This window comes from Colwellia chukchiensis (assembly GCF_002104455.1).
GTDB lineage: Bacteria > Pseudomonadota > Gammaproteobacteria > Enterobacterales > Alteromonadaceae > Cognaticolwellia > Cognaticolwellia chukchiensis.
The window spans coordinates 26,269-53,139 of record NZ_NBOC01000021.1 but is presented as its reverse complement, the minus strand read 5'-3'; the positions used below and the strand labels follow the sequence as shown (position 1 = coordinate 53,139).

27 protein-coding genes are annotated in these 26,871 nt (G+C 41.9%); 8 read left to right on the top strand and 19 right to left on the bottom strand.

The window, feature by feature from the left end:
• Nucleotides 1–645 precede the first annotated feature (645 nt).
• Nucleotides 646–1,395, top strand: coding sequence for a hypothetical protein (locus B6K83_RS16570; RefSeq protein ID WP_139175606.1), 750 nt, complete (start codon nt 646–648; stop codon nt 1,393–1,395).
• A gap of 94 nt (nt 1,396–1,489) precedes the next feature.
• On the opposite strand, the gene purD is transcribed toward B6K83_RS16570, so the two are convergent.
• The 6 genes from purD to prmA form a co-directional block, all read right to left on the bottom strand.
• Nucleotides 1,490–2,785, bottom strand: a complete 1,296-nt coding sequence (gene purD, locus B6K83_RS16565; RefSeq protein WP_085285978.1) for a phosphoribosylamine--glycine ligase — start codon at nt 2,783–2,785, stop codon at nt 1,490–1,492.
• 68 nt (nt 2,786–2,853) lie between these two features.
• Nucleotides 2,854–3,669 carry a class I SAM-dependent methyltransferase gene (locus B6K83_RS16560; protein WP_408607242.1) on the bottom strand — a complete coding sequence of 272 codons (816 nt, stop codon included), beginning with the start codon at nt 3,667–3,669 and terminating at the stop codon, nt 2,854–2,856.
• Between the two features lie 239 nt (nt 3,670–3,908).
• Nucleotides 3,909–5,504, bottom strand: a complete 1,596-nt coding sequence (purH, locus tag B6K83_RS16555) for a bifunctional phosphoribosylaminoimidazolecarboxamide formyltransferase/IMP cyclohydrolase (protein WP_085285977.1) — start codon at nt 5,502–5,504, stop codon at nt 3,909–3,911.
• 166 nt (nt 5,505–5,670) lie between these two features.
• Nucleotides 5,671–5,958 (bottom strand): DNA-binding transcriptional regulator Fis, encoded by a 288-nt coding sequence (fis, locus tag B6K83_RS16550; protein ID WP_044832893.1) that lies wholly within the window; start codon nt 5,956–5,958, stop codon nt 5,671–5,673.
• 5 nt (nt 5,959–5,963) lie between these two features.
• Nucleotides 5,964–6,941: a tRNA dihydrouridine synthase DusB gene (dusB, locus tag B6K83_RS16545; protein WP_085285976.1), complete on the bottom strand. Its 978-nt coding sequence runs from the start codon at nt 6,939–6,941 to the stop codon at nt 5,964–5,966.
• Between the two features lie 197 nt (nt 6,942–7,138).
• Nucleotides 7,139–8,020, bottom strand: a complete 882-nt coding sequence (gene prmA / locus B6K83_RS16540) for a 50S ribosomal protein L11 methyltransferase (protein WP_085285975.1) — start codon at nt 8,018–8,020, stop codon at nt 7,139–7,141.
• Nucleotides 8,021–8,179: 159 nt separating this feature from the next.
• Between prmA and B6K83_RS16535 the strand changes: the two genes are divergently transcribed.
• The 7 genes from B6K83_RS16535 to B6K83_RS16505 all read left to right on the top strand — a co-directional run bounded on the left by B6K83_RS16535 (nt 8,180) and on the right by B6K83_RS16505 (nt 15,889).
• Nucleotides 8,180–8,917 (top strand): substrate-binding periplasmic protein, encoded by a 738-nt coding sequence (locus B6K83_RS16535; protein WP_158088376.1) that lies wholly within the window; start codon nt 8,180–8,182, stop codon nt 8,915–8,917.
• Nucleotides 8,918–9,036: 119 nt separating this feature from the next.
• Nucleotides 9,037–9,519, top strand: coding sequence for a putative 4-hydroxy-4-methyl-2-oxoglutarate aldolase (locus tag B6K83_RS16530; RefSeq protein WP_085285973.1), 483 nt, complete (start codon nt 9,037–9,039; stop codon nt 9,517–9,519).
• A 66-nt stretch (nt 9,520–9,585) separates the two neighbouring features.
• Nucleotides 9,586–10,551 carry an NAD(P)-dependent oxidoreductase gene (locus tag B6K83_RS16525; protein WP_085285972.1) on the top strand — a complete coding sequence of 322 codons (966 nt, stop codon included), beginning with the start codon at nt 9,586–9,588 and terminating at the stop codon, nt 10,549–10,551.
• A gap of 317 nt (nt 10,552–10,868) precedes the next feature.
• The gene (locus tag B6K83_RS16520; protein WP_085285971.1) at nt 10,869–11,402 is read left to right on the top strand and encodes a hypothetical protein; all 534 of its coding nucleotides are present in this window, start codon (nt 10,869–10,871) and stop codon (nt 11,400–11,402) included.
• Nucleotides 11,402–13,177 (top strand): OmpA family protein, encoded by a 1,776-nt coding sequence (locus B6K83_RS16515; protein ID WP_085285970.1) that lies wholly within the window; start codon nt 11,402–11,404, stop codon nt 13,175–13,177. The genes B6K83_RS16520 and B6K83_RS16515 overlap by 1 nt, the downstream gene beginning before the upstream one ends.
• A gap of 68 nt (nt 13,178–13,245) precedes the next feature.
• Nucleotides 13,246–13,761, top strand: a complete 516-nt coding sequence (locus B6K83_RS16510; RefSeq protein ID WP_085285969.1) for a Rab family GTPase — start codon at nt 13,246–13,248, stop codon at nt 13,759–13,761.
• Nucleotides 13,745–15,889, top strand: a complete 2,145-nt coding sequence (locus B6K83_RS16505) for a putative bifunctional diguanylate cyclase/phosphodiesterase (protein ID WP_158088375.1) — start codon at nt 13,745–13,747, stop codon at nt 15,887–15,889. Before B6K83_RS16510 ends, B6K83_RS16505 begins: the two co-directional genes overlap by 17 nt.
• 103 nt (nt 15,890–15,992) lie before the next feature.
• On the opposite strand, the gene B6K83_RS16500 is transcribed toward B6K83_RS16505, so the two are convergent.
• From B6K83_RS16500 to B6K83_RS16440, 13 genes are all read right to left on the bottom strand, one after another.
• Entirely contained in the window at nt 15,993–17,219 is a 1,227-nt protein-coding gene (locus tag B6K83_RS16500) for an SAM-dependent methyltransferase (protein WP_085285967.1), read from the bottom strand.
• 25 nt (nt 17,220–17,244) lie between these two features.
• Nucleotides 17,245–18,108: a DUF1365 domain-containing protein gene (locus tag B6K83_RS16495; protein WP_085285966.1), complete on the bottom strand. Its 864-nt coding sequence runs from the start codon at nt 18,106–18,108 to the stop codon at nt 17,245–17,247.
• Nucleotides 18,098–19,381: an NAD(P)/FAD-dependent oxidoreductase gene (locus B6K83_RS16490; protein WP_085285965.1), complete on the bottom strand. Its 1,284-nt coding sequence runs from the start codon at nt 19,379–19,381 to the stop codon at nt 18,098–18,100. Before B6K83_RS16490 ends, B6K83_RS16495 begins: the two co-directional genes overlap by 11 nt.
• Nucleotides 19,378–20,124 carry an SDR family NAD(P)-dependent oxidoreductase gene (locus B6K83_RS16485; protein WP_085285964.1) on the bottom strand — a complete coding sequence of 249 codons (747 nt, stop codon included), beginning with the start codon at nt 20,122–20,124 and terminating at the stop codon, nt 19,378–19,380. The genes B6K83_RS16490 and B6K83_RS16485 overlap by 4 nt, the downstream gene beginning before the upstream one ends.
• Nucleotides 20,121–20,606, bottom strand: coding sequence for a nuclear transport factor 2 family protein (locus B6K83_RS16480; protein WP_085285963.1), 486 nt, complete (start codon nt 20,604–20,606; stop codon nt 20,121–20,123). The genes B6K83_RS16485 and B6K83_RS16480 overlap by 4 nt, the downstream gene beginning before the upstream one ends.
• Nucleotides 20,607–20,648: 42 nt before the next feature.
• Nucleotides 20,649–22,058: a deoxyribodipyrimidine photo-lyase gene (gene phrB / locus B6K83_RS16475; RefSeq protein WP_233144079.1), complete on the bottom strand. Its 1,410-nt coding sequence runs from the start codon at nt 22,056–22,058 to the stop codon at nt 20,649–20,651.
• Nucleotides 22,048–23,007: a YbgA family protein gene (locus B6K83_RS16470; protein WP_085285962.1), complete on the bottom strand. Its 960-nt coding sequence runs from the start codon at nt 23,005–23,007 to the stop codon at nt 22,048–22,050. The genes phrB and B6K83_RS16470 overlap by 11 nt, the downstream gene beginning before the upstream one ends.
• A gap of 11 nt (nt 23,008–23,018) precedes the next feature.
• A complete protein-coding gene (locus B6K83_RS16465; protein WP_085285961.1) occupies nt 23,019–23,708 on the bottom strand; it encodes a ChrR family anti-sigma-E factor in 690 nt (229 codons plus the stop codon).
• Nucleotides 23,701–24,270, bottom strand: coding sequence for a sigma-70 family RNA polymerase sigma factor (locus B6K83_RS16460; protein ID WP_233144076.1), 570 nt, complete (start codon nt 24,268–24,270; stop codon nt 23,701–23,703). Before B6K83_RS16460 ends, B6K83_RS16465 begins: the two co-directional genes overlap by 8 nt.
• Nucleotides 24,271–24,412: 142 nt before the next feature.
• A complete protein-coding gene (locus B6K83_RS16455; protein ID WP_085285960.1) occupies nt 24,413–24,982 on the bottom strand; it encodes an LON peptidase substrate-binding domain-containing protein in 570 nt (189 codons plus the stop codon).
• Nucleotides 24,983–25,119: 137 nt separating this feature from the next.
• Nucleotides 25,120–25,710, bottom strand: a complete 591-nt coding sequence (locus B6K83_RS16450; protein WP_085285959.1) for a DUF3833 domain-containing protein — start codon at nt 25,708–25,710, stop codon at nt 25,120–25,122.
• Nucleotides 25,707–26,318, bottom strand: a complete 612-nt coding sequence (locus B6K83_RS16445) for a chalcone isomerase family protein (protein ID WP_085285958.1) — start codon at nt 26,316–26,318, stop codon at nt 25,707–25,709. The genes B6K83_RS16450 and B6K83_RS16445 overlap by 4 nt, the downstream gene beginning before the upstream one ends.
• Nucleotides 26,308–26,820 (bottom strand): DUF2878 domain-containing protein, encoded by a 513-nt coding sequence (locus B6K83_RS16440; RefSeq protein WP_085285957.1) that lies wholly within the window; start codon nt 26,818–26,820, stop codon nt 26,308–26,310. The genes B6K83_RS16445 and B6K83_RS16440 overlap by 11 nt, the downstream gene beginning before the upstream one ends.
• Nucleotides 26,821–26,871: the final 51 nt, after the last annotated feature.

The window sequence follows — 26,871 nt, the reverse complement described above, 5'->3', positions numbered from 1 at the left end:
ATTAAGCTGTTTTTTTGTTATGCACTTCCCGAAGAAAGGATAACTAGGTAAAATCAACATTAATGTGAGTGTCCACACAAATTGCATGATAACTAATTGTTAAAGAGCGTTAACTCAAAGAGTTAACCGGTAAGAATCTCATTCGCTCTGTACCGTAAAGTAATTCGTAGCTGCAGACCTTGCCTGAAGCGAGATGCGCATTATACGCAACTGAGTTTTAAAAGCAACATTTTTATGAATTTATTTTAAAAGCTTTTGCAACTTTCAAAACCATACTTCTTAAAACGTTAAGTTAACCAATTTGGTCGAAACCGCGCTAGATAACCTATTAAAACCACCTCTTCGACTTGTCCCGAAGAAGTGGAGCGCATTTTAGAGATTTATCTGCCCCCGTCAACCGCTAAATGCAATTAAATTGCAAAAACAGGTTCGTTTGCTTTTTAATTGAACTAATCGAGCTTTTAATAGACTAAATTACTGGCTATAACCTTAGTTATAGTTAAATTGGCTATTAAATTTTAATCTAGAATGTCAGAAAAAAAGAGAAGATATTAAGTAACTAATACTCTATATTGTTCTAGACATAAAAATAATAATGAAATGGTAATGCTTTTTTAGATTACCTTAATACAGAGAGCAAAACCGATGAGAAAGATTTTCCTTGTGTTAATGCTTGTTGGACTTAGTAAAGTTGTTGTCGCAAAGGATATCGCCGAATATAAACAGGAACGTTTAATAGCAAAAATATTAAATCAACAAGTGAAAAAGCATAGAACTGTGCAAAGTAGTGTCTATTCAATTCTTGCGCGCTATCCTGAGAAAGTCGACGCCGTAATGACGGTAGCCTTGGCTCGTTATCCTGATGAATACCGGCAAATATTAATAGGAGCGTTAACTGCCGAGCCAAGTTTAGCCTCTGACGTAATAAAAAATGCTATTAAAGCGAACGTTGCTCCCAGTAGTGAGCTGGTTAAAATTGCTATTGAAGCTGAACCCGCTTACGCACAAGAAATCGTTAATACTGCAGTACAGTTCAGCCCGAATGAAATTGAAAATATTGTCAGGGTAGCAATACGTACTGAGCCTTACGATACGATTAATATTGTAAACAATACGGCTGCCACTCACCCAAATAAAATTTTAAATATTTTGACTGCAGCTTTCACTGCGATACCTGAGCAAGCCAGCAATATCGTTAAAGGCATACTTGCCCTGTTCCCAAACCAAGCGGATACTGTTGTTAAGACGGCGGTTGCACAGAGTAATGATAGTCAAAGTAATCATATTGTTACCGCGGCGATTGACTCTGGTGTTGATAAAGATACTGCCATTGCAGCGGCTATTGCAGGCGGTGCAAAAAAAGAAAGCTTAGCTAAACTCCATAACGACTACTAAGGCATAAAAAAAGCCCAATTTATTGTTGGGCTTTAAGATTGGGCTTTAAAAACCGTCAACTAATTTTAGGACGGGACATAACCTATTATGCTGGTTAGCTCAATGAGTTTTGCTCACGCTCGATAGCTCGATAGGCGATATCGGTTCTATACTCCATACCTGACCACGATATTTGCTGAAGTAACTGGTATGCTGACTTCTGTGCTAAGGTTACATTTTCAGCCATAGCGGTCGCACACAACACTCGCCCACCTGCCGTAACAACAGCTCCTGCTTTATCGGCAGTGCCTGCATGAAATATTTTTCGATCGCTTTCAGTATTTAATTCTAACCCTGAAATAATATCACCTTTAGGATAACTATTAGGGTAGCCTGCCGCCGCCATTACAACACCGACCGCCGGTCTAGGATCAAAGTCAATACTAGCTTTATCTAATTCGCCTCGACACGCCATTAAACAAAGTTCAACTAAATCTGAGTTAAGGCGCATCATTATGGGTTGAGTTTCTGGATCACCAAAGCGACAGTTATACTCAATCACTTTTGGGGTACCGTCACTTGCTATCATTAACCCGGCGTATAAAAAGCCAGTATAAGGTGCGCCTTCTTTTGCCATTCCCTCAACGGTTGGCATGATCACTTCATTCATCGCCCGTTGATGAATCTCAGCAGTAACGACAGGTGCGGGAGAGTATGCGCCCATGCCGCCGGTATTAGGTCCTTTATCACCGTTATATGCTCGTTTATGATCTTGGCTGGTTGCAAAGGCTAAAACATTTTTACCATCAACCATTACAATAAAGCTGGCTTCCTCGCCTTCTAAGAATTCTTCAATCACCACACGATGACCAGCGTCGCCAAACGCGTTCCCCGCAAGCATATCTTTAATCGCGGCTTCAGCTTCTTCATTGCTCATGGCAACTATAACGCCTTTACCTGCAGCTAAGCCATCGGCTTTAACCACAATTGGTGCACCTTGCTCGCGAACATAATCAATTGCTGGCTCGATTTCAGTGAAGGTTTGATAGCTTCCAGTCGGGATATTATTTCTCGCTAAAAAGTCTTTAGTAAATGATTTAGAGCCTTCTAGTTGCGCTGCTTTCGCACTTGGACCAAATATCATTAAACCTTCAGCTTGAAACGCATCGACAACACCATCAACAAGGGGTTGCTCTGGTCCAACAATAGTCAATGCAATATCTTTGCGCTTAGCAAACTCAACTAAGGCAGCAATATCATTAACTGCAATAGCAACATTTTCTAATTTCTCTTCGCTTGCCGTGCCGGCATTGCCAGGAGCAACAAAAACCTTTGTTACTGAAGAAGATTGTGCAGCTTTCCACGCTAACGCGTGTTCACGTCCACCGCTACCAATGACCAAAACATTCATTTACTTACATTCCTAATATTTGAAAATTGCTACAAGCTAATGCAATTAACTTGTAGCGTTTGCTTATGTTATTTGACGAATTTCAATGTCATACGATCACTTTCGCCAATTGCCATGTATTTAGCTTTATCTTTTTCTCCTAGCGCTAGAGAAGGTGGTAAAGTCCAAACACCTTTTGGATGATTCGCTTTATCTTTACTGTTGGCGTTTATTTCACTACTGGCGACAAAACGAAAACCCGCGGCTTCTGCTTGAGCAATAGTTTTACTTTGCGAGACATAACCCTTAGCTTTACTGGCGTCTGCACCTTCTGGCAATCTATGCTCAACAACACCTAATACTCCCCCTTTCTTCAACGCCTTATAGGCGTCTTTGAACACTTGTTCTACACCGGCATCTTGCCAGTTATGTAAATTGCGAAAGGTTAACACTAAATCAGCACTGCCAGCTGGCGCTAGCTCACTTGCTTGGCGTGGTACGAAGTCAGTTAAGATAACTTCACTAAACACGGCATTGCCAGCAAGTTTTTTTTCTAATTTTTTGCGTGAGTTGCTGTAATAATTATCTGCGCCCGTATCAGGGTAATGAGCGCCATACAGCTTACCTTTACCTTTAAGCGCTGGTGCTAAAATTTCCGTATACCAACCGCCACCTGGGGTGATCTCAACTACTGTCATCTCTGGCTGAAAGCCAAAAAATGTCAGCGTTTCAAGTGGGTGACGATAAACATCACGCGCCTTATTGGCTGACGAACGGTGATCTCCTGCAATCGCCTGTTCAAGTGAGCTAGGCGGATGCGCATTAACTAGGCCGGCACACAGTAAAGTTGCGGCCATGATTGATGTGGTGAGAGCTTTTCTAATGATGTTAGTGTTTTTATACATTGTTATCTTCCATTAACGGTCAACATTGAGTACCTATTTATAGCAGAATTTTTGCTGAGATTCAGCGCAATTACCATAATCTTATCAATGAAAAGCCCCTGTTAAACCAAGTTAGCAATGTTAGACGATGACATGCTTATTGCGTTGGCAACTTACACTACGTTTGAGCCATAAAAAATGCCCAGTTGCTATCTCATTCATGACAACCTAGCTGGGCATTAATTTATAAATGGTTATTATTAATGACGAAAGTGACGCATGCCAGTAAAGACCATAGCAATGTTATGCTCGTCTGCAGCGGCAATGACTTCATCATCACGCATCGAACCACCGGGCTGTATAACCGCGGTTATCCCTGCTTGCGCGGCGGCATCTAAACCATCGCGAAATGGGAAGAATGCATCTGAAGCCATGACAGAGCCTGCAACCTCTAAGTTTTCATCAGCGGCTTTAATACCAGCAACTTTTGCTGAATAAACGCGGCTCATTTGCCCTGCGCCAACACCAATAGTCATACTATTTTTCACATAAACAATAGCGTTTGATTTCACATATTTTGCCACTTTCCAGCAAAATTGTAAGTCACGCATTTCAGCTTCGGTCGGTTGGCGTTTAGTGACGACTTTTAAATCATCAGCACTGACTTTACCTTGGTCACGATCTTGTACTAGTAAACCACCGTTAACCCGTTTGAAATCAAGCCCTGTGGTTTGCGTTGACCATTGACCAGACACGAGTAAGCGTACATTCGGCTTAGCCGCAACAATTTCTGCTGCCGCCGCTGAAATACTCGGCGCGATAATCACCTCAACAAATTGGCGCGAGACAATGGCTTCAGCCGTTTCAGCGTCTAATTCACGGTTAAATGCAATGATGCCACCAAACGCCGAAGTAGGGTCAGTTTTAAAGGCGCTCTCATAGGCCGCTAAAATATTCTCACCAATAGCTACACCACATGGGTTGGCGTGTTTAACAATAACACAGGCCGCTTCGTCGAATTCTTTTACGCACTCTAGCGCCGCATCAGTATCGGCAATATTATTGTATGATAAGGCTTTACCTTGAATTTGCTTGGCTGTCGAGACCGAGGCCTCTTCTGGATTTGCTTCCACGTAAAACGCCGCATCTTGGTGTGAGTTTTCACCGTAACGTAGATCTTGCGCTTTTATAAATTGGCTATTAAAAGTGCGAGGAAATTTATGCTTTGTTTCGCTAGCTGATGCTTTACTGCCATGCGCCGGCAACATTTTACCAAAGTAATTTGCAATCATACCGTCATAAGCGGCTGTGTGTTCATACGCCGCAATGGCAAGGTCAAAACGTGTTTGATACTGCAATGAATCATTGTTCTCTGCCATTTCAGCAAGTACACGATCATAATCATGGGCATTAACCACAATAGTAACGTCTCGGTGATTTTTCGCTGCCGCACGCACCATGGTCGGCCCGCCGATATCAATATTTTCAATCGCGTTAGCTAATGAACAGTTTTCATCAGCAACGGCATCAGCAAACGGATAAAGGTTGACCACAACCAAATCAATAGCATTGATATTATTTTCAGCCATTACCGCTTCATCCATATCACGGCGCGCTAAAATACCCCCATGTACTTTCGGGTGTAGGGTTTTTACTCGTCCATCCATAATTTCTGGATGACCGGTATAGTCAGACACTTCAGTAACTTCAATGCCGTTTTCAGCCAATAGTTTAGCGGTACCACCTGTTGATAACAGCTCAATACCTTTATTTGATAACGAGCGGGCAAATTCAACAATACCGGTTTTGTCTGAAACACTTAATAGTGCGCGTTTGATGGGGCGTGGTGTATCCATGATTTTTCTATAGACCTATAATGTAAAGGGTTGTCTGGCTAATAATTTATATATGCGAAATATTAAAACACAAATAAAAGTTGACTACTTGGATAACTTTTATCTTTTCTAAAACAAAAAAGCACCCGAGGGTGCTTTTAGTTGACAGGCCAACCTGTCGTACTGCTTAGTTCATGCCGTATTTTTTTAACTTTTTACGTAATGTACCGCGGTTAATGCCTAATAAGTTTGCTGCACGGGTTTGGTTACCACGCGTATATTGCATGACTTCTTCAAGCATTGGCGCTTCAATTTCTGAAAGTACAAGGTCGTACATATCATCAACGTCATTACCGTTTAACTGCGACAAGTAGTTTTTAATGGCTACTTTCGCTTGGGTACGCAAAGGCGAGGCCTTGGTTTGAGTTTGTAAATCACCGGTAATAAATGGAGAGGAAATATTTTGTTCAAACATAAAGTTCAGACTCTTTCTAAAGTTAAATTATCAAAATACATAGTTAATGCCTCAAGTTGTTCTGCAACAGACTCAAGCCCATTAAAAATAGAGCGAAACGACTTTCCTTGTTCATGCGTTTGCATGTACCAAGAAACATGTTTACGGGCAAAGCGTACACCCATAAAGTCACCGTAAAATTTGTGTAATTCCCTTACATGCCCAATTAAAATTGAGCGAACTTCATCCGTAGATGGCGCAGGCAAATGCCTACCCGTTTTCAAAAAATGATTAATTTCTCGAAAAATCCAAGGTCTCCCTTGAGCACCACGACCAACCATAATGGCGTCAGCCCCAGTGTAATTCAGCACTTGTTCCGCTTTTTCCGCACAAGTAATATCGCCATTAGCGACAACAGGTATTTTAACCGCTTGCTTAATGGCTTTTATGGTGTCGTACTCGGCATCGCCTTTATAAAAGTCATTGCGAGTACGGCCATGCACAGCAAGTGATTGAATACCGTTATGCTGAGCAATATTGGCTATTTCAATACCATTGCGAGTGTTTTCACACCAGCCAGTTCGAATTTTCAACGTTACTGGAATCGCAACCGCATTAACCACAGCGCTCACTATTTGCTCAACTAATTTCGGTTCTTTCAATAACGCTGAACCTGCTAACTTTTTGTTGACCTTTTTTGCTGGGCAGCCCATATTGATATCAATAATTTGCGCGCCATTATCAGCATTAAACTTAGCAGCAAAAGCTAACTCTTCAGGATCCGAACCAGCAATTTGTACCGACCGTATACCTGCTTCGTCACTATGTAACATCCGACGCTGAGATTTGCCCGTATTCCACACCTTAGGATTAGATGACATCATTTCAGATACCGCTAAGCCAGCCCCCATTTGACAACATAATTGCCGAAATGGTTGATCAGTAATTCCTGCCATGGGCGCAAGCATGGTATTGCTTGCTAAAGTGTATGGACCTATCTTCACGCTGTTGTTTTTTTGAGCTACTAGTCAAAAGGGCGCTAAGTTTACGCGTTTTTTTTCAGATTGAAAAGGATATAAATTGAACAAAACGCGCTTTTTTTCACGTTTTTTATATTGACATTTTATAAAGTGTTGATGCGAGCAGAATTCGTACAATTTGATAACAAAAGCTGCTCATTTTTTAAGAGATTTAGCCGTGCTTATTTGCGTGTGCCAGACAATCGCACCCATTCGTCTTGCACAGTCACTGGCTCCATATCGCAAAACTCACCATAGATTGTTTGCAATTGCTGTGCTTGCTCCTCCAATACGCCTGATAATGCTAGTTTGCCCTTACTGGCCACATACTCGATGATCACCGGCGCCAATTCGCGTAAAGGGCCAGCCAAAATATTCGCCACCACCACATCCGCTTTAAATGTCGGCTGATCTTTAGGTAGAAATAGCGCTAAACGGTCTGCACAGTCATTACGCTTGGCATTTTCCAAACTCGCTTGTAAAGCTTGTGGATCAATATCAATACCAATCACCTTTGCCGCGCCTAGTTTAAGGGCCGCTAAAGACAATATTCCCGAGCCACAGCCAAAATCAACCACAGTTTTCCCCTTGAGATCTAAACTATCTAGCCAAGTTAAACATAATGCGGTGGTTGGGTGCGTGCCGGTACCAAATGCCAAACCTGGGTCAAGCATGACATTAACCGCATCGGGATCAGGCACTTCACGCCAACTCGGACAAATCCACAAACGCTGGCCAAACTTCATCGGATGGAAATTATCCATCCATTCTCGTTCCCAGTCTTTGTCTTCCAGTTGTTCAAGCTTATAGGCCATGTTCGACTTATCTGGATGTATACTTTTTAAATAACTCAGTACTTTGTCCATGTCATGACTAGCGTCAAACAAGCCCATCACTACGGTATTATTCCAGTAAACAATTTCATCACCAGGTAAGGGTTCATATATTGGGGTATCTTGCGCATCAATAAAGGTAACCGCTTGGGCACCACACGCGCTGAGCCATTCGCTATATTTTTCTGCATTATCTTCATTGGCACTTAGTCTGAGTTGGATCCAGGGCATGCTTACTCTCGTATAAGTTTTTTTGCTAGTTTATCACTCTCGCACGCGACAAAATAGCCAATTTAGCCATATACTCAAGTAATACCTTGCACAGTTTTATAATTAAAGACCACTAACGCATTAGTCATCATGCAAGTTAAATTGGTCTTTGGACTAGTTATGTTAAAAATAATAATGTTTCTGATAAGTGCGATCTCATTGGCGCTACAAGCCCAAAGCTTGCACATTGTCAGTGAAGAAGTGCCACCGCTACAAATGTTCGATGCGCAACAGCAACCAACCGGTGTCATGGTGGATATTGTTAATACTATGCTTGAGCGAGCTGAGTTAAAATCTGCCATCAAGCTATACCCATGGGCTCGCAGCTACCAACTGGCATTGACTAATAAAAATACCGTTATTTTTTCACTATTACGCGATCCAACACGAGAGGCTAAATTTCAATGGATTGGTCAGCTTTATACACTTAATTCTTACTTAGCCACCAAAAAAATTAGCCCCGCGGCAACTCTGCAAACCATTTCTGATGCAAAAGCATATCGCGTCGGGACGATTCGTGGCGATTTAGCGGAACATTACTTAATTGAGCAAGGTTTCACGACTGGCAAAAATCTATTTATCAGTAGCAAATACCCCATACTGTGGGAGCTGCTTTTTAGCGGCCGTATTGACGCTGTATTTACCAATGATTTGCTTTGGCGCTATGAGGTAGAATCGATTGGTCGTGACCCAAATAAATTACAGCTTAGCGTACAAGTACCAAACTTTTCGGATAAGCTATATATTGCAGCTAGCTTAAGCACAGATAAAAAGATTGTCACTGCATTAAAGCGAGCACTGGAATCAATGAAGGCAGATGGCAGCTATCAGGCTATTTTAGCAAAGTGGCAACTTTAGTTAGCTTCTAATCCCTTTACAATAATCAGCGGTAATTATCACTATCAGACTAGCGACCAGATAAACTTTATTGGATCTGGTAAACTGGCGCTTCGACTGCGTATTTAAAAGGATATAAAATGTTAGATCTTTTACCTGATTTATTTGATGCTCATGCCGAGCAATTGTCTCTAGCTCGCGCCATTTTCAATGACTATGGGGGTAATACCATTTTTCATGGCGAGATAGTGACCGTTTGTTGTTATAACGATAACTCAAAGGTCAAAGAGCTTGTCGCCACTGATGGCACCAATAAAGTTTTAGTCATTGATGGTAAAGCCAGTATGAGACGAGCGCTACTGGGTGACATGCTCGCCGAACAAGCCGTAGAAAATGGCTGGCAAGGCATAGTCGTTAATGGCTGTATTCGAGATGCTGGTACGATTGCAACACTCCCTATTGCCATAAAGGCGCTAGGCTGTTGTCCCATAAAAACAGAAAAGCTTGGACAAGGTGAAATAAACACTATTGTCAGCTTTGCCGACCTAAGTTTTAATCCAGGTCAATATATTTATGGTGATAGTAATGGCTTAGCGGTAAGTAAAGCACTATTATCGATTTAACCACTAACGCCTTAGCCAAAGGGTAACTGAGGCTAACATTAAAGTAAGAGTTTGCGTGTTATCACAATGAAGTATTTTCCAATTTTTTTAGACGCCAAAGATATTAATGCCATGATAATAGGCGGCGGCGAAGTCGCAGCGCGTAAAATAGAGTTATTGTTAAAGTCGACAACCCAAATTAGCATAATGGCTGCATCGCTCAACCCAAGCGTTGAGCGCTTGGTACGGTCACATCAATTAACTTGGTTATCACATAATTATCAAGCAGGTCACCTAGGTGATTGTAATTTAGTCATTGCCGCTACCGATAGCCGAGAAGTTAATAGCGCCATTGCCGCAGAAAGCAATCAACTTAAGCTATTGACTAATGTAGTTGATCAGCCTGAGCTTTGTAATTATATAACCCCAGCGATTATTGATCGAAATCCGATGATAATTGCCATGTCTAGCTCAGGCAGCGCGCCCATATTATTACGCATGTTACGCGAACAAATTGAGAAAACCTTACCCTATGGCTATGGCAAGCTAGCTGATTTTTCGTTTAAATTTAGAGAGCATGTCAAAGCGCGCATCAAAAGTATGCGAGAGCGGCGTACATTTTGGGAGCGCACCTTAAGAGGCCCTATTGGTCAGGCTATTTTAGCTGGCGAGCGCACCGCAGCTGAGCAAGAATTGATCGCCAGTTTACAAACACAAACACCGTCTGCGCGAGGTGAGATTGTTTTTATTCACACCGGCAATGGCAACCCAGATCACTTAACACTCAATGCGCATAGAGAAATGCAATTTGCTGATGCGGTATTTTACGACCAGGCGGTTAATCAAGACATCATTGAGTATATTAGACGTGATGCGAGCAAGTTTCCGCAACAGGTTGCATCAGAAGTATTAATTAATGTGCAACACGCACTAGAGCTCGCAGAGCAAGGTGATAAAGTCATCTACTTACTCCATGGTGAGCTCAATCTTCCTGAAAACAAAGCCTTAGCGGCAAGCAGCATTGTTATCAAACACCTCTACAGTGGCCGCTAGCATTGCGGCCAATAAGATTTCAATATCACCGAAAAGGACTTCACCACAAAGCCCCTGACATTTACTCGTGAAAACAATACCAATAATCCCCCTATACGGATTCGTAGTTCGCCCCTAAAGCTAATCAGCACTGCAAAGCGCAGCCTTGTTGAGATACATTAACAATGTATTCGGTGAAAATATAGACAAAAACAAATAAGTGTAATAATGTCTATTGTGTGCAATTAATAGACTTTGAGCCTATGATTAACAGGACGTTAAACGTTTTTAATTTCACTCTATTTAAGGTAAATGTCTGATAAAAGGGAATGTAGTAGATGCCTAATAATAAAAATGCCAAACAAGAAACAGACAATGTCGCGCCAGTTGATGAACTAACACAGTTAAGACAAATCGTATTTGGTGTTGCAGAGCAAGAATTAAGCCAGCAAATAGCCACCACGCACGCCAGTTTAGAGCAAGCATTAAAACAGCAGCAGCTGGACTTTAATGAACGCTTAGCAAAAATGCAGGATAATATTGTTCAGCAAATTGACAAGCTAGAGCAAAAACTGCTTCATGTCGACAAAAGTCACGAACAGACTGAAGCTATCATGCAAAAAGATCCTGCCGATTTAAGCTCTGAACATGAAATGTTCGCCACCACCACACAGCAAGACTTTAAACAGATAGAACAAGCTTTAGACCACGAAAGCCAAACACTCTCACAAACCTTTAACCAGCAATTAGAGCAATTAAAAACCCACCTTGACGCGGTATCAAAAGAGCTTAGCTCCTCAAAAACAGATCGGAAAACACTTGCAAAATTACTTGCAACTATGGCGACTAATTTAGAAGACGACGCTATCTAATGCCAAGCGAAGCAGCACAAAACCCAAAAGATCCTGCTCAACAACTAGAAACAGTTCGACGCTTGATCTTAGGTAAGGATAACAGCAGAGTAACGCAAAGCATTGAAAAAGATGCACGCCGCATCGTCTCAAATGTCGTTACGGAAGCCCTGCACGACCGACAAAAGCAAGATCACTCGGTTGATAAAGTATTACAACCTTTAATTGAGCAGTCGGTCAAGCAATCAGTTGCCAATAATAGTGAGCAAATGGTCAGTGCCTTATATCCTTTAGTGGGTAGCTTAGTGAGGAAATCAGTCGCGGCTTTTCTCAGTGACTTCATGGAAAAAACCAATCAACTGCTGGAAAACAGCCTGACTATCAAAGGGCTGAAGTGGCGCCTAAAGGCCCGGCAAAGTGGTGTTAGTTATGCACAATATGTGGCTGCCCAGACATTTGTTTATCGTGTTGAGCATGTTTTTCTAATTCATCGAGAAACAGGATTACTACTGCACTCCATTGCCTTAGAAAATGAAAATAACAGCAATGCAGATATTGTTTCTGCCATGTTGACCGCCATAAACGACTTTGTCGCCGACTCGTTTTTAAATGATGAAGCAGGACAAAAAGAACAGTTGCAAGAGATCAGCACTGATAACTTTAATTTAATCATCAAACCCGGTCCGAGTGCTTTTGTTGTTGCAGCCGTTAGTGGGCAACCTCCACAACGGCTCAGCGATCAATTACAAGTGGTTGTAGAAAATATTCACCAGTTGTTTTTTGACGAATTAAATAACTTTTCAGGCGATAATAGCGCCTTTGCTAGTAGCGATGCCTTGCTGCGTGATTGTCTCTTATCAGAGCAAAAAAGCACGGGTAGTGATAAAAAGAAACCTCCATTATTTGCTTGGGCGATAGTAATGTTTGTCGTCATCCTTGCGGGTTATCAAGCAATTGACTGGCTAAAAAAAAATCAATTGCAGCAACAGGTTATGCTCATTGAGCAACAAGCAGGCATTATTGTTAAACAGTTAAAAATCAATCAATTAGATGATGTTAGTCTAGATATTTGGCGTGATCCCGATGCCATTGATATTCAACAATGGCTACGCAACAATGGCATAAATGAGCAAAATTTCAAGGTGACTGAGCGCCGTTTTTATTCTCTTGATGACGCGATATTACGCGCACGGGCCAGTCGTATCCTCAGTGCCTACCCGGATATTATCGCGCACTGGCAGGAACAACAGTTAGTGCTCAGTGGCAGTTTAGACTATTTACAAACCGAGCAATTAGTCCAACGCTTAAAAAGTGCTGGCTTTGACACTGACACTAACTTGACGATAACCAAATTACAGCCTCCCTCTACAAAACCGCTAGTAGAGGCGTTGTCAATCAAGCAACAACTTTTTGATGAGCTTGTTGGACGAATTGCCACAATCCAGCTTAGCTTTGCAGTTGCAAGTGAGTCTATTGAACCGCAAATGCAAACCAGACTACAGAAACTTTATGATTATTTACAACAGCTTGAGCCGTTAGCAAAATCTCTTAAGATTAATTATGGGCTATTAATCTTAGGCAGCAGCGACAGCAGTGGCAGTCAAGCTCACAACAATATTATCAGCATTAAACGCGCCAATAATGTCGCCGCATTGTTACAGCAAAAAGGCATTGCAAAAGAGAAGATATTTGTTGCGGGTATTGGCACAGTCGATATTGCCAGTATTAGCCATGCGACTAGATCCGTTATGTTCAATGTCATGTATACTTATCAAGATGGGCATGTAATCAGATAAATCCACAAACAGTTGGCGTGAATCACGCACAACATATAACAATAAGTGGAGCACATAGGAGTGAAGCTTTGATACAAAAAAAAATCTGTTTATTAGGGGCTTCAAGCGTTGGTAAAACAAGTTTAGTCAAACAATTTGTTGACGGCATTTTTAATGAAAAGTACCTAACCACCATAGGTGTAAAAGTTGATCGAAAAACCTTGTCGATTGCCAATACAGAGCTCAACTTTATGCTTTGGGACATGGAAGGCAATGACAGCTATAACGTTTTTCAAGAGCGTTATTTGCGTGGTGCCGCAGGTTATATCATAGTGGTCGATCAAACACGCGCCTCCTCACTCCATGAGGGTATTGATATTCACACTTTAGCACGACAAGTAACAACCTGCCCTGCGATTCTCGCGGTCAATAAGAATGACCTTCCAGCCACTTGGCACTTTGATGATAGTGAGTACGAGAATTATAAACGCTTGTTCGACTTAAATTTTTCTACCAGTGCTAAAACCGGATCCAATGTTGAAGAAATGTTTTCAGCATTGGCAAGCTTATTACTACGGCTTGAAAAAAATGACATCACTTCTTAATACGCTTGCCAATGCGTTAGAACAAATTGTACTGGAAGTTACCGACATTGAGGCAAGCACAGTGCTCTGGCTTGATGGTGATAGCGATTGGGCAAATGAAATTTTTCCAGAAGCTAAAAGCCAATCAGCATTTACCATCAGTCAAGAAAGCGCCTTTTTATTCGACTTTCTTATTGATGCAAAAGCAATATGGCAGCAACAAGATAATAAAAAATTACGCTCAGGCTTATGGACCGAAGTCACAACTCAAGGTGTGGAATTACACTTAGAAGCCATCGCTATCAAACAGGCGAGCCGTAACCTGTTAGTGATTTGTAATCAACACGAAAGCTTTAATATTCAACAACAAACGAAACAAGTAGCCCGTGAAGTATTACTGTCATACGATAGACTTTTTTTAAAAAGTGAATACTTACACACACGGCTGTTGTCGATTTTAAATCAGCCAAGTGCCGAGAATAGTCAGATTTTAACTGCTACGGCAAAAATTATAGAAAACGCTGAATTTGCCGTTATCGTTGCCAGCTATGACTTTAACACCAGCATTGAAAATGCTGCTGCACTGCGCCTTTTTAGCCAAGACAAGCCGTTACATAAGACTCAAAGTCGCCCGATAGATATCATCTTAACCTTGATGAAAAATCAATTACCTGAATATCAGCGATTACTGTCTACCCATTCAAGCTGGAACGGCGAGCTGTGCTGGATACTACCGCCATCAACCTTAAAGTGGTTGAAAATAGGTTTTCATCCAGTAAAAAACAAGCTCAATGACGTAGAAAACTGGATAATATTTGCTAACGATATTAGCACTATGAAGCATTTAATTCAGCGTAATGAACAACTTGCGCTGCAAGACATGTTAACAAAACTGCCCAACCGTTTTGCTTTTTGGCAAATGTTGGAAAAACATATCGCCACCAAATGTGCCTTTTATTTATTATATATCGATATCAATGACTTTAGGCGACACAATGAGTTTTATGGCCATGATGAAGGTGACAAGCTGCTTATTGAGCTCAGTAAGCGCATAAGAGTGGGCGCTAAAGCCACTGACTATTTTGCCCGTGTAGGCGGTGATGAGTTTGCCATTATAATTAACAATATTGATAGCAAACAGGCATGCACTCAGGTCATAGATCGGCTGCTTACCCAGCTTGCTAGACCCTTTTATACCGAGCAGGGCGAACATTATAACGTCACCATCAGTATAGGCGCAGCTTGTTGTCCGATTGATGCTGTTAGTGCTGAAGAGTTAATGAAAATAGCAGACCTCAGTGCCTACAGCGGTAAAAATAAAAAACAAAACGCCATTCAATTTTATTCAACGTCGTTAAGAAAAGCCTCGTTTTCCGCCATTCAAATTGAACGAGAACTTAGACAAGCCATCAAGCACCAAGAGTTTGAACTCTATTTACAACCTATTATCGATGTCAAAACCAACCACATCAATAAAGCCGAAGCTCTGCTGCGCTGGCACCACCCCAAGCAAGGCTTAATCAGCCCTGAGCACTTTATTACCATTGCTGAGAAAACTGGCTTAATTATTAATATTGGCGAATGGGTTATTGAGCGCACTTGCCAAATCGCAAAACAAATCAGTGAGCTAGGGGTTAACCTTAAAATATCTATGAACCTTTCCCCTAGCCAAGTTGCTGATGATAATTTATATAACCACCTGACCCAGTGTATTGAACAAACACAAATTGATGCCAGTTTATTAGAATTAGAAATCACCGAAGGCGTCTTGGTTGATGATTATATAGTAGCTGAGCAATTATTGAAAAAAGTCAGGGCGTTAGGCATTAGTATCTCGGTAGATGACTTTGGTACAGGCTATAGCTCTCTTGTGTATTTAAAAAAATTACCGCTCGACTTTCTTAAAATAGACCGCACTTTTATCAAAGAGATCGTCACCGACGAACACGATAAAGCCATAGTACGAGCGGTTATTGGCATGGCCCATACCTTAAATTTATGTGTTATCGCTGAAGGTGTAGAAACAGAAGAACAATTAAGCTTTTTAGTGAATAATGCTTGCAACTCTGTGCAAGGCTTCATTTTTAGCCGACCAATACAGCTACAAAGTTTTATCACGCTGCTACAACAGCAAAACCAGCACAAATAATTACCACATTGCTAATAAGGACAGTACTGTAGTACTGAGCTACATTACTGAGCTAAATAACAAAGGTTACCTATCGCTGCGCGCATTGAAAGCGACTAGTAGGCTATTTTCTTGCCAACAATTGCACTGTGCTTGTCGCGCGCTCTAAAAATGCGCCTTCACAATAAGCCAAGTAATACAACCACAATCGTTTAAATTGCTCGTCATACCCTAGTTGATTCAACTCGGGCCAAGCCTTTAAAAAAGCATCACGCCAATGGGCTAAGGTTTTTGCATAGTCTAGCCCGATATCGCGAATTGACTCAGTCACTAAATCACTATATTGAGTTAAATGCGTTGTTAACACAGTAACCGATGGTAAAAAGCCACCTGGAAATATGTAGCGTTGAATAAAGTCGACATTGTTTTTGTAATAATCAAAGCGCTGATCCGCTATGGTGATCGACTGAATCAGCATCTTACCACCCGACTTTAATCGCGCATTACACTGCTTAAAGAAATTCGGCAAGTATGCAAACCCTACGGCTTCAATCATCTCAATTGATACCAGTTTGTCATATTGGCCGGTTAAATCTCGATAATCTTTTTTTAGAAGCGTTATTTTATCGGCTAAGCCCAGTTGCTCAATGCGCTGTTTTGCATAGTCATATTGGGCATCAGAAATAGTTGTCGTCGTCACTTGGCAGCCAAAATGCCGTGCAGCATAAATCGCTAACCCTCCCCAGCCGGTGCCAATTTCCAACAAATGATCGCTGGGTTTTAACGCTAAACTTTGACATATAGTTGCAAGTTTATGTTGTTGCGCTTGGGCTAAACTTGCCTGTTTATCTGGATAAATCGCAGATGAATACATCATTTCTGGGTCGAGAAAACGAGTATACAGTTCATTACCTAAGTCATAATGTGCAAGAATATTTTTTTTTGCGCCTTGTTGGTTGTTGCGATTACCACGGTGCAATAACGCATATTTTAGCTTCACAAACCAAGATTTTTGTCGCTCAAGTACATCTGTTTGCTGCTGAGCACGCGCAAAAATACGAATAACCTTGGTTAAATTTGGACTGGTCCACTTACCCGCTATATAAGCTTCAGCTACACCTATACTACCGCCTTTAACAAAATCTCGATAAACACTGGCATCATGAATATTAATTTGCGCAAGTAAGCCATTGCTTTTTGCAAGCTCAGGAAATAAAAAGCGTTGCTCATTTTCAATCAATTCAAGCTGACCGTAAGGCAATTGTGAAAAAACCGAAAAGACGATCTTTTTGCAGCGTATATCCAACCAGTTTTCTGACTTTTTTATCAGTAATTCAGTCGTTTGCTCCACCACTTTACTCCTATTAAGTTTCTGCTCACTTTGGCTTTTCAGCGGGTCCTTTTTGATAACCAAGAAAAGGCACCCGTTTAAGAAACAGCTTTAACGCTTGCCAATAGATTGCCAAGACAATTTTTAATGTCATCACTGGCAGACTACACCAGAGTTGCCATAAGTTTTTTTTGCTAAAAACCTTTTTCTCTAAACGCATAGTGGCAGCAAATACTTTTTGCTCATTATTTGCATTAGTGTTTGCCACAGGGTTACCCCCTTTACTATGATTCTCAATATCAATTAACAGAGTCGAGCTCGTTGCCATTGGTGGCTTGATGCGCCAACGATAGCGCATATTTAAATCCATAAACGGTGATACTTGAAAATTTTTATCACTGTAATGCAAGGCTAAACCGGGCTTGCTATTTGGCTTGGCTATGGGCACCAAATAGTAATGCCGTTCGTTCCACGGCGTATTACTCACTTCGGCTAGCATGTACTGACAAACATCATCCTTGTCATAGCAAAAATAAAAATTCGCCGGACTAAAGTAAAACCCGAAACAGCGTACCTGCACCAGCATAGTGATACGCTTAATGTCGTGCTGTGCATAGTCATTAATAGCCGACGATTGTTTTTCTTGCCTCAATAACAGCTCGACTTTATCCTTAATACGTTGCTTAAGGTCATTTGGTTCACCCCGTAAGTAATCACTTGCTTTAAATCGCAACAAATTGAACCATGAAAAGCCAAAAATGCCGATTGAGCCACGCTTTTCAGACAGCCCATCAACATCAAGTGCCAGCATATAAAGTTGATAGTTAAAGTAATGCGCCCTCGGGCTAAAGCGCCGGTGGCTGATTTGGCCGTGGTAAATAAAGTGCTCGCCACTTGCCTTAGTATTCATGATGCTGTGGCTCATCGACATTTAGCAAGCAACCAAAGCGTTTGGCAACATCAACGGCACTGCGCACGCCGTCTTCATGAAAGCCGCTATACCAGTATGCGCCGACAAAGTGGCTGTGTTGTATGCCACATATTTTTGAACGTTGCTGCTGGGCATCAATAGCCTGAGGAGAAAAAACAGGGTGGTGGTAGGTAAACTCTCGCAGTATTTTATTGGCGATAATAGCTGAACGCTGATTTAAGGTCACACAAAACGTGGTTGGTGTTGTTAAACCTTGTAATATATTCATGTTGTAAGTAACGCTGGCCGGCGTGGTTCGACTTGCGCTAAGTTGATAATTCCAACTCGCCCAAGCTTGCCGCCGTTTAGGTAACAACCCGGTGTCAGTATGCAACACGACTGAGTTTTCACGGTAAGGTATCGCTCCTAATATCGATTGTTCTTGCGCAGTGGCATCGGCCAATAGCGCCAAAGCTTGGTCAGAGTGGCAGGCTAAAACAACATCATCAAATGTTTGCCGGTCACCGTTAGCAAAATGTAATTGCACTTGACCATTTTCACGGGTGATCGCTTTTATATCGCTATTAAGATGAATGTTATCAGCAAATGGCTGGCACAGCGGAGCTAAATAACTTCTCGAGCCCCCTGGAATAACATACCATTGCGGGCGATCCGCAATATTAAGCAAACCATGATGATGAAAAAATTGCACAAAAAACTGAAATTGCAGCTGCTCCATATCAGCCAATGAAGCAGACCAAATTGCAGCGGCCATTGGTAAAATATAATGCTCGGCAAAGTAACGGCTAAAGCGATTTTCTTGTAAAAATCCAGCTAAGGTTAAAGATTCATTATAATTTTTGTGTTGATAATAATGTTTGCAGCGTTTATTAAAGCGTAATATTTCTTTTAATAGCCACCAAAACTTAGGGTTTAGCAAATTTCGCCGTTGCGCAAATAAGGTATTAAGATTGTGACCATTATATTCAAGGCCAGTGTTGTTATTGCGCACAGAAAAACTCATTTCGGTTTCTTGTTTACCCATACCAATTTCTGCCAATAACGCCAAAAAATTTGGGTAGGTTTTGTTGTTAAAAACAATAAAGCCGGTATCAATAGCATAAGTTTTTTCATCAAGGTCAACATCAACGGTGGCGGTATGGCCACCAATACGATCCGACTTCTCAAAAACACTCACTTGGTGCTGCTTAGACAATAAATAAGCCGCTGTTAAACCGGAAATACCTGTGCCGATAATTGCAATACGTTTCATGATTTATGGCTCCTTAACACAATAGCTTGCCACATCACATTTGGCAGTAAGGCCAAGAGTTTCATTAACCAGGTTAAGCGTTTTGGAAAGTGTAAGTACGACTTACGTTGACAAACACCATGATAAATTCGCCAAGCGGCTTGCTCGCTGGTCATAATAAATGGCATGGCAAAATTATTTTTATCGGTTAACGGCGTTTTGATAAAACCCGGGTGAACTAAAGTAACGGCAATTTCTGCTGCCTTTAAGTCGAGTGCTAAACTTTTCGCCAAATAGTCAACGCCGGCTTTTGAAGCGCCATAGGCCTCAGCCCGTGGAAAAGGTAATAAAGTGGCACTGGAGCTGATAAAAACCACTTGCCCACCGCGGGCAACTTTAGGTAAAAAGCTAGCGAGTAAATAACCAAGCGCCTGTAAGTTGGTGCTAATAACATCGCTAAACAGCGCACTATCAAAGGCTTTAACATCATCAATATAGCGACAGTCTCCGGCATTGAGCATCAAAATATCAATTTGTTCAATGTGGATAATATGATTCGCCGCCGCAATAACTTGCGCGGGTGCTGTAACATCAAAAACCAGTGGTAATACCTTCGAATCATTATCCGCTAATAGCTTTAGCTTAGCTTCATTGCGGCCACAGGCAATGACACGATAGCCTTGCTTCAGGTATTGCTTTAATAACGACTCACCTATACCTGAAGTCGCGCCAGTGATCAAAATAGTCGGTTGAGTTTTGTTCATTGGCTGGCCCGTTTTTTTAACCAGCTGATGAGTCCACCAACGATAGGTAGCTGCTCATACAGCATAGCCCCTAAATCTAAGTAGTCGCGATGATAAAGTACGCGTTCACCCTGACCTTTAATATGAGAGCAGCCTTGAATATGGACAAGTCTTTCTGCATTTAAGCGTGGATGCTGATAGCTCATTTGCCAATAAACACTTGCTTCATTAGCTTGCGCTATCACATTATCTATGCGGAACTGGCAAAAGCTTAGCCGTTGAAAAAGTTTAGCAAAATATTGCTGCAAATCGGCTAACCCGCGGAGTTGATGCATAGGATCAATAAACACAATATCTTGATGATAGATCTCAGCAAGCAAATCTAAATCACCAACATTAAGTTGTTGATACTTTTCTACAAAGTTACTTAACCAAGCTTGCTGCTTAACGGCCGACTTAGGGTTTTCTGATACAGCTGATGATTTGCGGACCTGCGTTGACATAAAACCTCTTTAGCTATACAAAAGTTAGGGTTGTCGGTAACGCTAACGATAAAATGCCAGTGCTGCCAACCTTGCTTCTTTATGCTCTACAACCGCCGGCCAGTAACAAGCTAAGTTTTCTTTCGCAAGGTATTGATGCGGAAAGTGAATGTGCTTGTCAGGTATTTGCGCCAGCTCTGGTAAATACTTACGAATAAACTCACCCTTTGGATCAAACCTTTCACTTTGTCTGATCGGGTTAAATACCCGAAAATAAGGTTGAGCATCGCAGCCGGTACTAGCCGCCCATTGCCAACCGCCGTTATTGGCAGCTAAGTCACCATCAATAAGCTGCTGCATAAAGTATTTTTCACCCCAACGCCAATCAATCAGTAAATGCTTGGTGAGAAAACTCGCCACCACCATGCGCAAGCGATTATGCATCCAACCGGTTTGGTTAAGCTGCCTCATGGCGGCATCAACCAGCGGGTAGCCCGTTCTGCCCTGACACCAGGCTTGAAATAGCTCAGGGTTATTAGGCCACTTAACATCTTGGTATTTAGGATTAAAGCATTGGTGCTTACAAAGCGCTGGCTGATGAAAAATCAAATGCCGATAGAATTCACGCCAAATCAACTCATTGAGCCAACTAAACTCGGCGCTGTCGCTGGCCACTAAAATATCGGGAAAACGCTGCATTAGTAACACTAGCAAATACCTCGGGCTAATCGCACCTATAGCTAAATAAGGTGATAACCCTGAGGTCGCTTTGATGGCGGGAAAGTCTCGCTGCTGAGCATAACTTGCTATTTTCTGTTGAAAAAATATCGGCAGCAACTCTTGTTCGACTGTACTTGCTAACGGCCAAGCATCTGAAATACCAGTACCAGCAATGGCGGCTGACATTGGCGTGCTGCTTGGTTTGCTATCTTGCGATGCAGCTAACGGGCTAGGTTTGCCAAGATAATTAACGCCCTGTTGACGAACGATTGCTAACCAAGCGCGTTTAAAAGGGGTAAAAACTTTATACATTTCACCACTTTTATTTAGCACCTTGCCCTTTTCAACAATAACATCGCTTTCAAACAACTTCAGTGAAATGCCAACATCAAGACAAGCCTTATCACGCTGGCGTTCATTAAATTCAACTTCTTGGTTTGCCAGCACGTCTTTAATATTATGTTGCTGACAGTATTGTTGCAAATACGTTATTTGCTCGGCAAAATCATCACAATGCACCACCTCTAGCTCTATATTCAGCGCCAGTAACTGCTCAGCCAGCGCATTAACATGGCGCTTGATAAAGTCTATTTTAATGGCCGACCAGTCATGCGCTCGCCATTGTTTTTCACTGACGAAAAAAATTGCTTTTTTGCTTGTTGCCGGTTGTTGTTGCTCAAGAAAATACGCCAAGGCTGCATTGTCGTGAGTCCTTAAATCGTTACGAAACCACAGTATCATATTAGTAGCCATACCTTAGCTTTAGTGCCTCAGGGTACGGGTTTAAATAAGCTTGCTGCGCTAGGTAGTCATTCGGGTGCGCTAACAAATAATGATTAATTAAGGTCAACGGCACCATCAAAGGCACTAACGCATTTCGGTAGGCGTCAACTTGCGCCGATAATTCTTTTCGCTGTTCTTTATTTAAGTATTTCGAGAAATAACCTTGAATATGAGACAGGGTATTAGCGTGGTTTTTACGCGTGGCGGGCTTGGTTAACGCGGTCATTAAGCCGGCAATATATTGCGCCGCCATGTCATCAACCGCAAGGTCAGCGCGTGCCAATAGCCGCCCTAAGTTTTTATAGGCCACTAAGTCATGACTCATTAAGGTATACTTGTATTGCGCATGAAAACTGGTCAGCTTGTGCTTACTGATGCCAGATTCAACAACGGCTTGCCAATGACGATAGGCGTAGACTCTCGCAACAAAATTTTCCCGCAAAATAGGATCATTTAACCGGCCATTTTCTTCACAAGGTAAGAGCGGATTGGCTTTCATAATTTCCCGAGAAAATACGCCAATGCCTTTTGCTTGCAGTGGGTCACCGCTAGGAGAATACACTTTCACTCGTTCCATACCACAACTTGGACTTTTGGCGCAAAACACATAACCACTGAGATTCGCCGAAAAAGACGCGACTTTTTTACCGTAGGCTTTAATTTCACGGGTAACATCACCCGAACCGTCGGGGCGCGCAACTTTGATCAGCTCTTGGTCTTTTATCAAACGAATGGTGGGTCTAGGAATTGGCAAGCCTACTGCAACTTCAGGGCAATAAGCTTTATAGGTCACATGTTGTCCTAGCTCTTTGATACAAAAATTAGACGGCTTATTACTGGCATCAAAGCGCACTTTCTCGCCGATCAAGCAGGCACTAATGCCAATTACAATATCTTCTTTTGCAAATTTTTTTGTCATAGTCATCCCTACTAATAAATAAATGAACCGATTGGGTTTAACATTTTATTGATGCCTTGAGTAAAATGCAGCGCATCATTAACCACGGTATAACACAAGCAACCTGCTTCAGTTGCAGGCTGATGTTGATGGCGCTGGTCGAGCATAATAAAGTCTCCGGGCACATACTCACCTGCGGCATCAGCAAAACTACCCGCTAATAATAACGTTAACTCAAAACCTTTATGTGTGTGTTCAGGAATTGAACCACCTGCAGCTATGTGCAATAAGCTAGTATGAATTTTTCCTTCGTCGAGCTGGACACGCGCCCGAGATAACTTGCCAATTTGAGCTATTTTGCCTAAAGACATGTTACGCAAGGCATTCGGGAGTTGATACTGCGTACCTTTAAAACTCATAGTAACGGGTGCTGCTGTGCGCTGGGTGCTTGCCAGCGCATCGCTGGCTGTAATTTGCGCTATCATGTCATCTAAATGAGCGGATGCAGGCGGGTAAGACTGACGCTGATCATCAATGAATAGTTTATCAGTCGCTTGTTGCTCAAAACTCATTTCCGCCACTTGCTCCGTCAGCAAGTCGATATGCTGCTGACAAATTGAACAAAAGTCGGCATGAATGGCAACGCCTGCCGCTAGTGATGCCGGCAAATCACCCTCAACAAAACTTTTCAACAATTCAAATTTAGGGTGATGTTTAATCATTATTTTCTCCAAGCTTTGTCTTAAGCTTACCTAGGGCAAGGCGAAGTCGCGACTTTATTGTGCCTAGCGGTAAGTTAAGATGTGTGGCAAGCTGCTCTTGTGACATCTCCAAAAAGTAAAAGCCTTTAACAACTTGCTGCTGACTCTCTGGCAGTGTTGCTAATACGCCTTGCAAATTACGATTTTGCAAATGATCCTTAAACGACTCTTCTTCGCTGCTTAAGGGTTCTGCTAATGGCCAAATGTCATCACTGAGGTTATCTTCTTTATTGGCTTTCATTTTACGCAAAAAATCAAAAGTAACGTTACGCATTATGGTGTAAACCCAAGTAGTTACTGCCCCTTTGCTGTCATCAAATAAGTGCGCTTTGCGCCAAACTTTACTCATGGTATCTTGCACCACTTCACTCGCTAACGCTTCACTGTTAAGTTTACCGTAAGCTATGGCATGTATTTTCGGCGCAAAAAAGCGAAATAGCGCGGTAAAAGCCGCTTTATCTCTGTCTAGTGCTATTGCGTTAAGCCATTGACAAAGTTGGGAGTGATTGATTTCGTTAGTCATACTACTAGATCTAACAGCAGATTGACGACTTAGCAACCTTGAATCCATTGCCAGCATAATTATTATCCAAACTTTTAATTCTCTATTGAGATACGTTTAGCTATCGCTAGTCGATCACATTATTTTGAAAAATGATTGAGCTTTAAGCATCAGATAAAATAATATTGTATAAAAATTGCGTCGCTGCACTGTATGAGTCTGACTGCAAAAAACAAGTTTTGTCGTTTAACGCTATCGGCAGTAACTCCAACCAACGCGACACCACCCAACGACCAGATTCAAAGTGGCATTGCTGATACAAGGCGCTTAACTGCTGCGTATCGTGAAAAATCTCTGCTAATGCCGTTGATAAGGGTCTGGTTATATTATCTAAATCAATACAAGGCCAGTGCGTTTTTATACAGACATCACCATGATGCAATTGACTTTCATCTTGGGTCAGATTGCTAATATCAACTAAAGATTTACAGCGCACATCTATAATCAGCAAGCCATCATCGCCTTGATGAAAGTTAATAATTTCCACCCAACTTCCCGTGACTGGTGACGTTAACTGGCTTTGTTGCGGTTTCGGCAAAATAACAAAGCCCGATGCTTTCATGGCTAATGACACCATTTTTAAATACCGCGCCTCAAAAATTCGCAAGCGGGTTAGCCCTTGCGGTAAAAGTAGTAAGGCTAGCGGAAAAACAGGTAAGTTAATCATTGTCATAAAAGTCCCCTGCAAGTCATGATCAGTTCATGATGGTTATACGCAATAAAAATCAACCGCGATCAAAAAAAAGCCCCCTAAAACCAACTTTGATAAGTAGGGGGCAAAGACACACAGCATTAAACCGTTAACTTATGTCAATGTATTTCACCCATCAAGTGACTAATTTCGCCAGCCTGATGACAGCGTTTTTGAGGAAACTCTTTATCAAAAAACAAGGTGATTTCGGCAACGATAATACCCAATTTTTTCATTTTTGTGCGGTTAAACAGCCGATACTCGTCGACTTGATACATCCAATCATCCAGTGAAAACAGCATACTTGTGCCATCAGTGGCAATATTGAGCTGATATTGCCACTGAAAAGCAAAGCCCATTTGTTGTCCCTGCGCCTGACCAACAACATCTTCGGCACTACCTTGATACTGACCATCAGCTAACTTGGTTAAGTGCCAATTTCGATAGCTGATCTCGCCATCATTAAAATAAAACACCTCTTTTAACAGCCCTTGTTCGCCTTGCCACTGCCCGTCCAGCTCGACACAAAAACGGCGAATAACATTGTCACGATAATCTTGCACCATGCCCCAAGCAATCAACTTACCTGAAAAATATTGCTTAATATCGAGCTTAGGAGCAGTTTGCCTATAGTCTTGCAGGCCAACAGTGCAGCTTGATAACAATAAAACCAACATTATGGCGATACTCAATTTTTCAAGACATTTCATATCCCCCCTCCTAAAAGCTGCTGACGTAATCTTGCTTCACTGGTGTTTTTATCCAGCCAAATACCTAAAAATAGCTTGGCAAAAGTCGGGCTCTTGATAGCGGCTATTTTTTGTTGATTGAAATAAAACACGGTTATCTCGCCTTGACTGAGCAAACTGAGCTGGTCACCGGCTTGAATATCGGGCCAAATACGCGCTAACTTGGTTAAGTAACCACGATAAATGTCTTTATCCACCTGTAAGTGTTGCCACTGCGCCTCGGTATTAGCCACTAATTCTTGGTTACTTATCGCTCGTAAATAGCGAATTTTAAATAAGATACATTGACAGGCACTGCTAAAAGGCACTTTAGCATCAGAGGTCAACAACTGACTTTCATAAATATCCCAAAACAGCACTGATAGCTTAGCTTTACCGAGTAATTGAAAATTTTCGCCCGCTGGATAATTGGCACCTTGGCCGTTAAGCTGTGTGTCTAACTCACTGACACCACAAAAACTCGGCTGCTGAGTACTTTCCGCCGGCAAGGCCTTATTGGCGATTGTGCTTGTGCTAACGCAACAAACTGTAATTACGAGCAAAGCACCGGTGATGGTTTTAAGACGCATTACCCAGCTCCACCGATTGCAAACCGCGACTAAGCGCAAAAAATGCGACCATCATAGGTCCCCACAATGCCGATAATATCAAATAACTCGTCGCCAACGATGGCCCGAAAGTAACTACACCAGCCTTTGCTCCAACAAGGTAGCTTAACGGAGCAAACAAGGCTGCTACCATAAATTGCAAACCAACTGATTTCGCCAAAAAGGCCAAGCTTTGCCTTATGGTGCTTGCAAAACAAAACCAAAGTACTATCAGCCAATAAGGTAAGTAATGCGTGTTTGGAAAAATAAACATACCGCTATAAACCAAGCCCAAATCCATCAGTATCCCCATTGAGGCAATAATGAATATCAATAACCACTCGCTTTTTTGCACTCGGCTAACAAACAGCTGTAAGCCGAGCAGCAGTATGGCTATCGGAATAAATAAATTGCCAATAAACACCAAGCCAAACCAGGCGAGGTTAAAGCAAATTAAATTCCACAGTTTAGACTTTGTCACCATCAAGGCACCGTATTAACACTTTGCTAGGTTATACGCAGCGATGGCTTATCT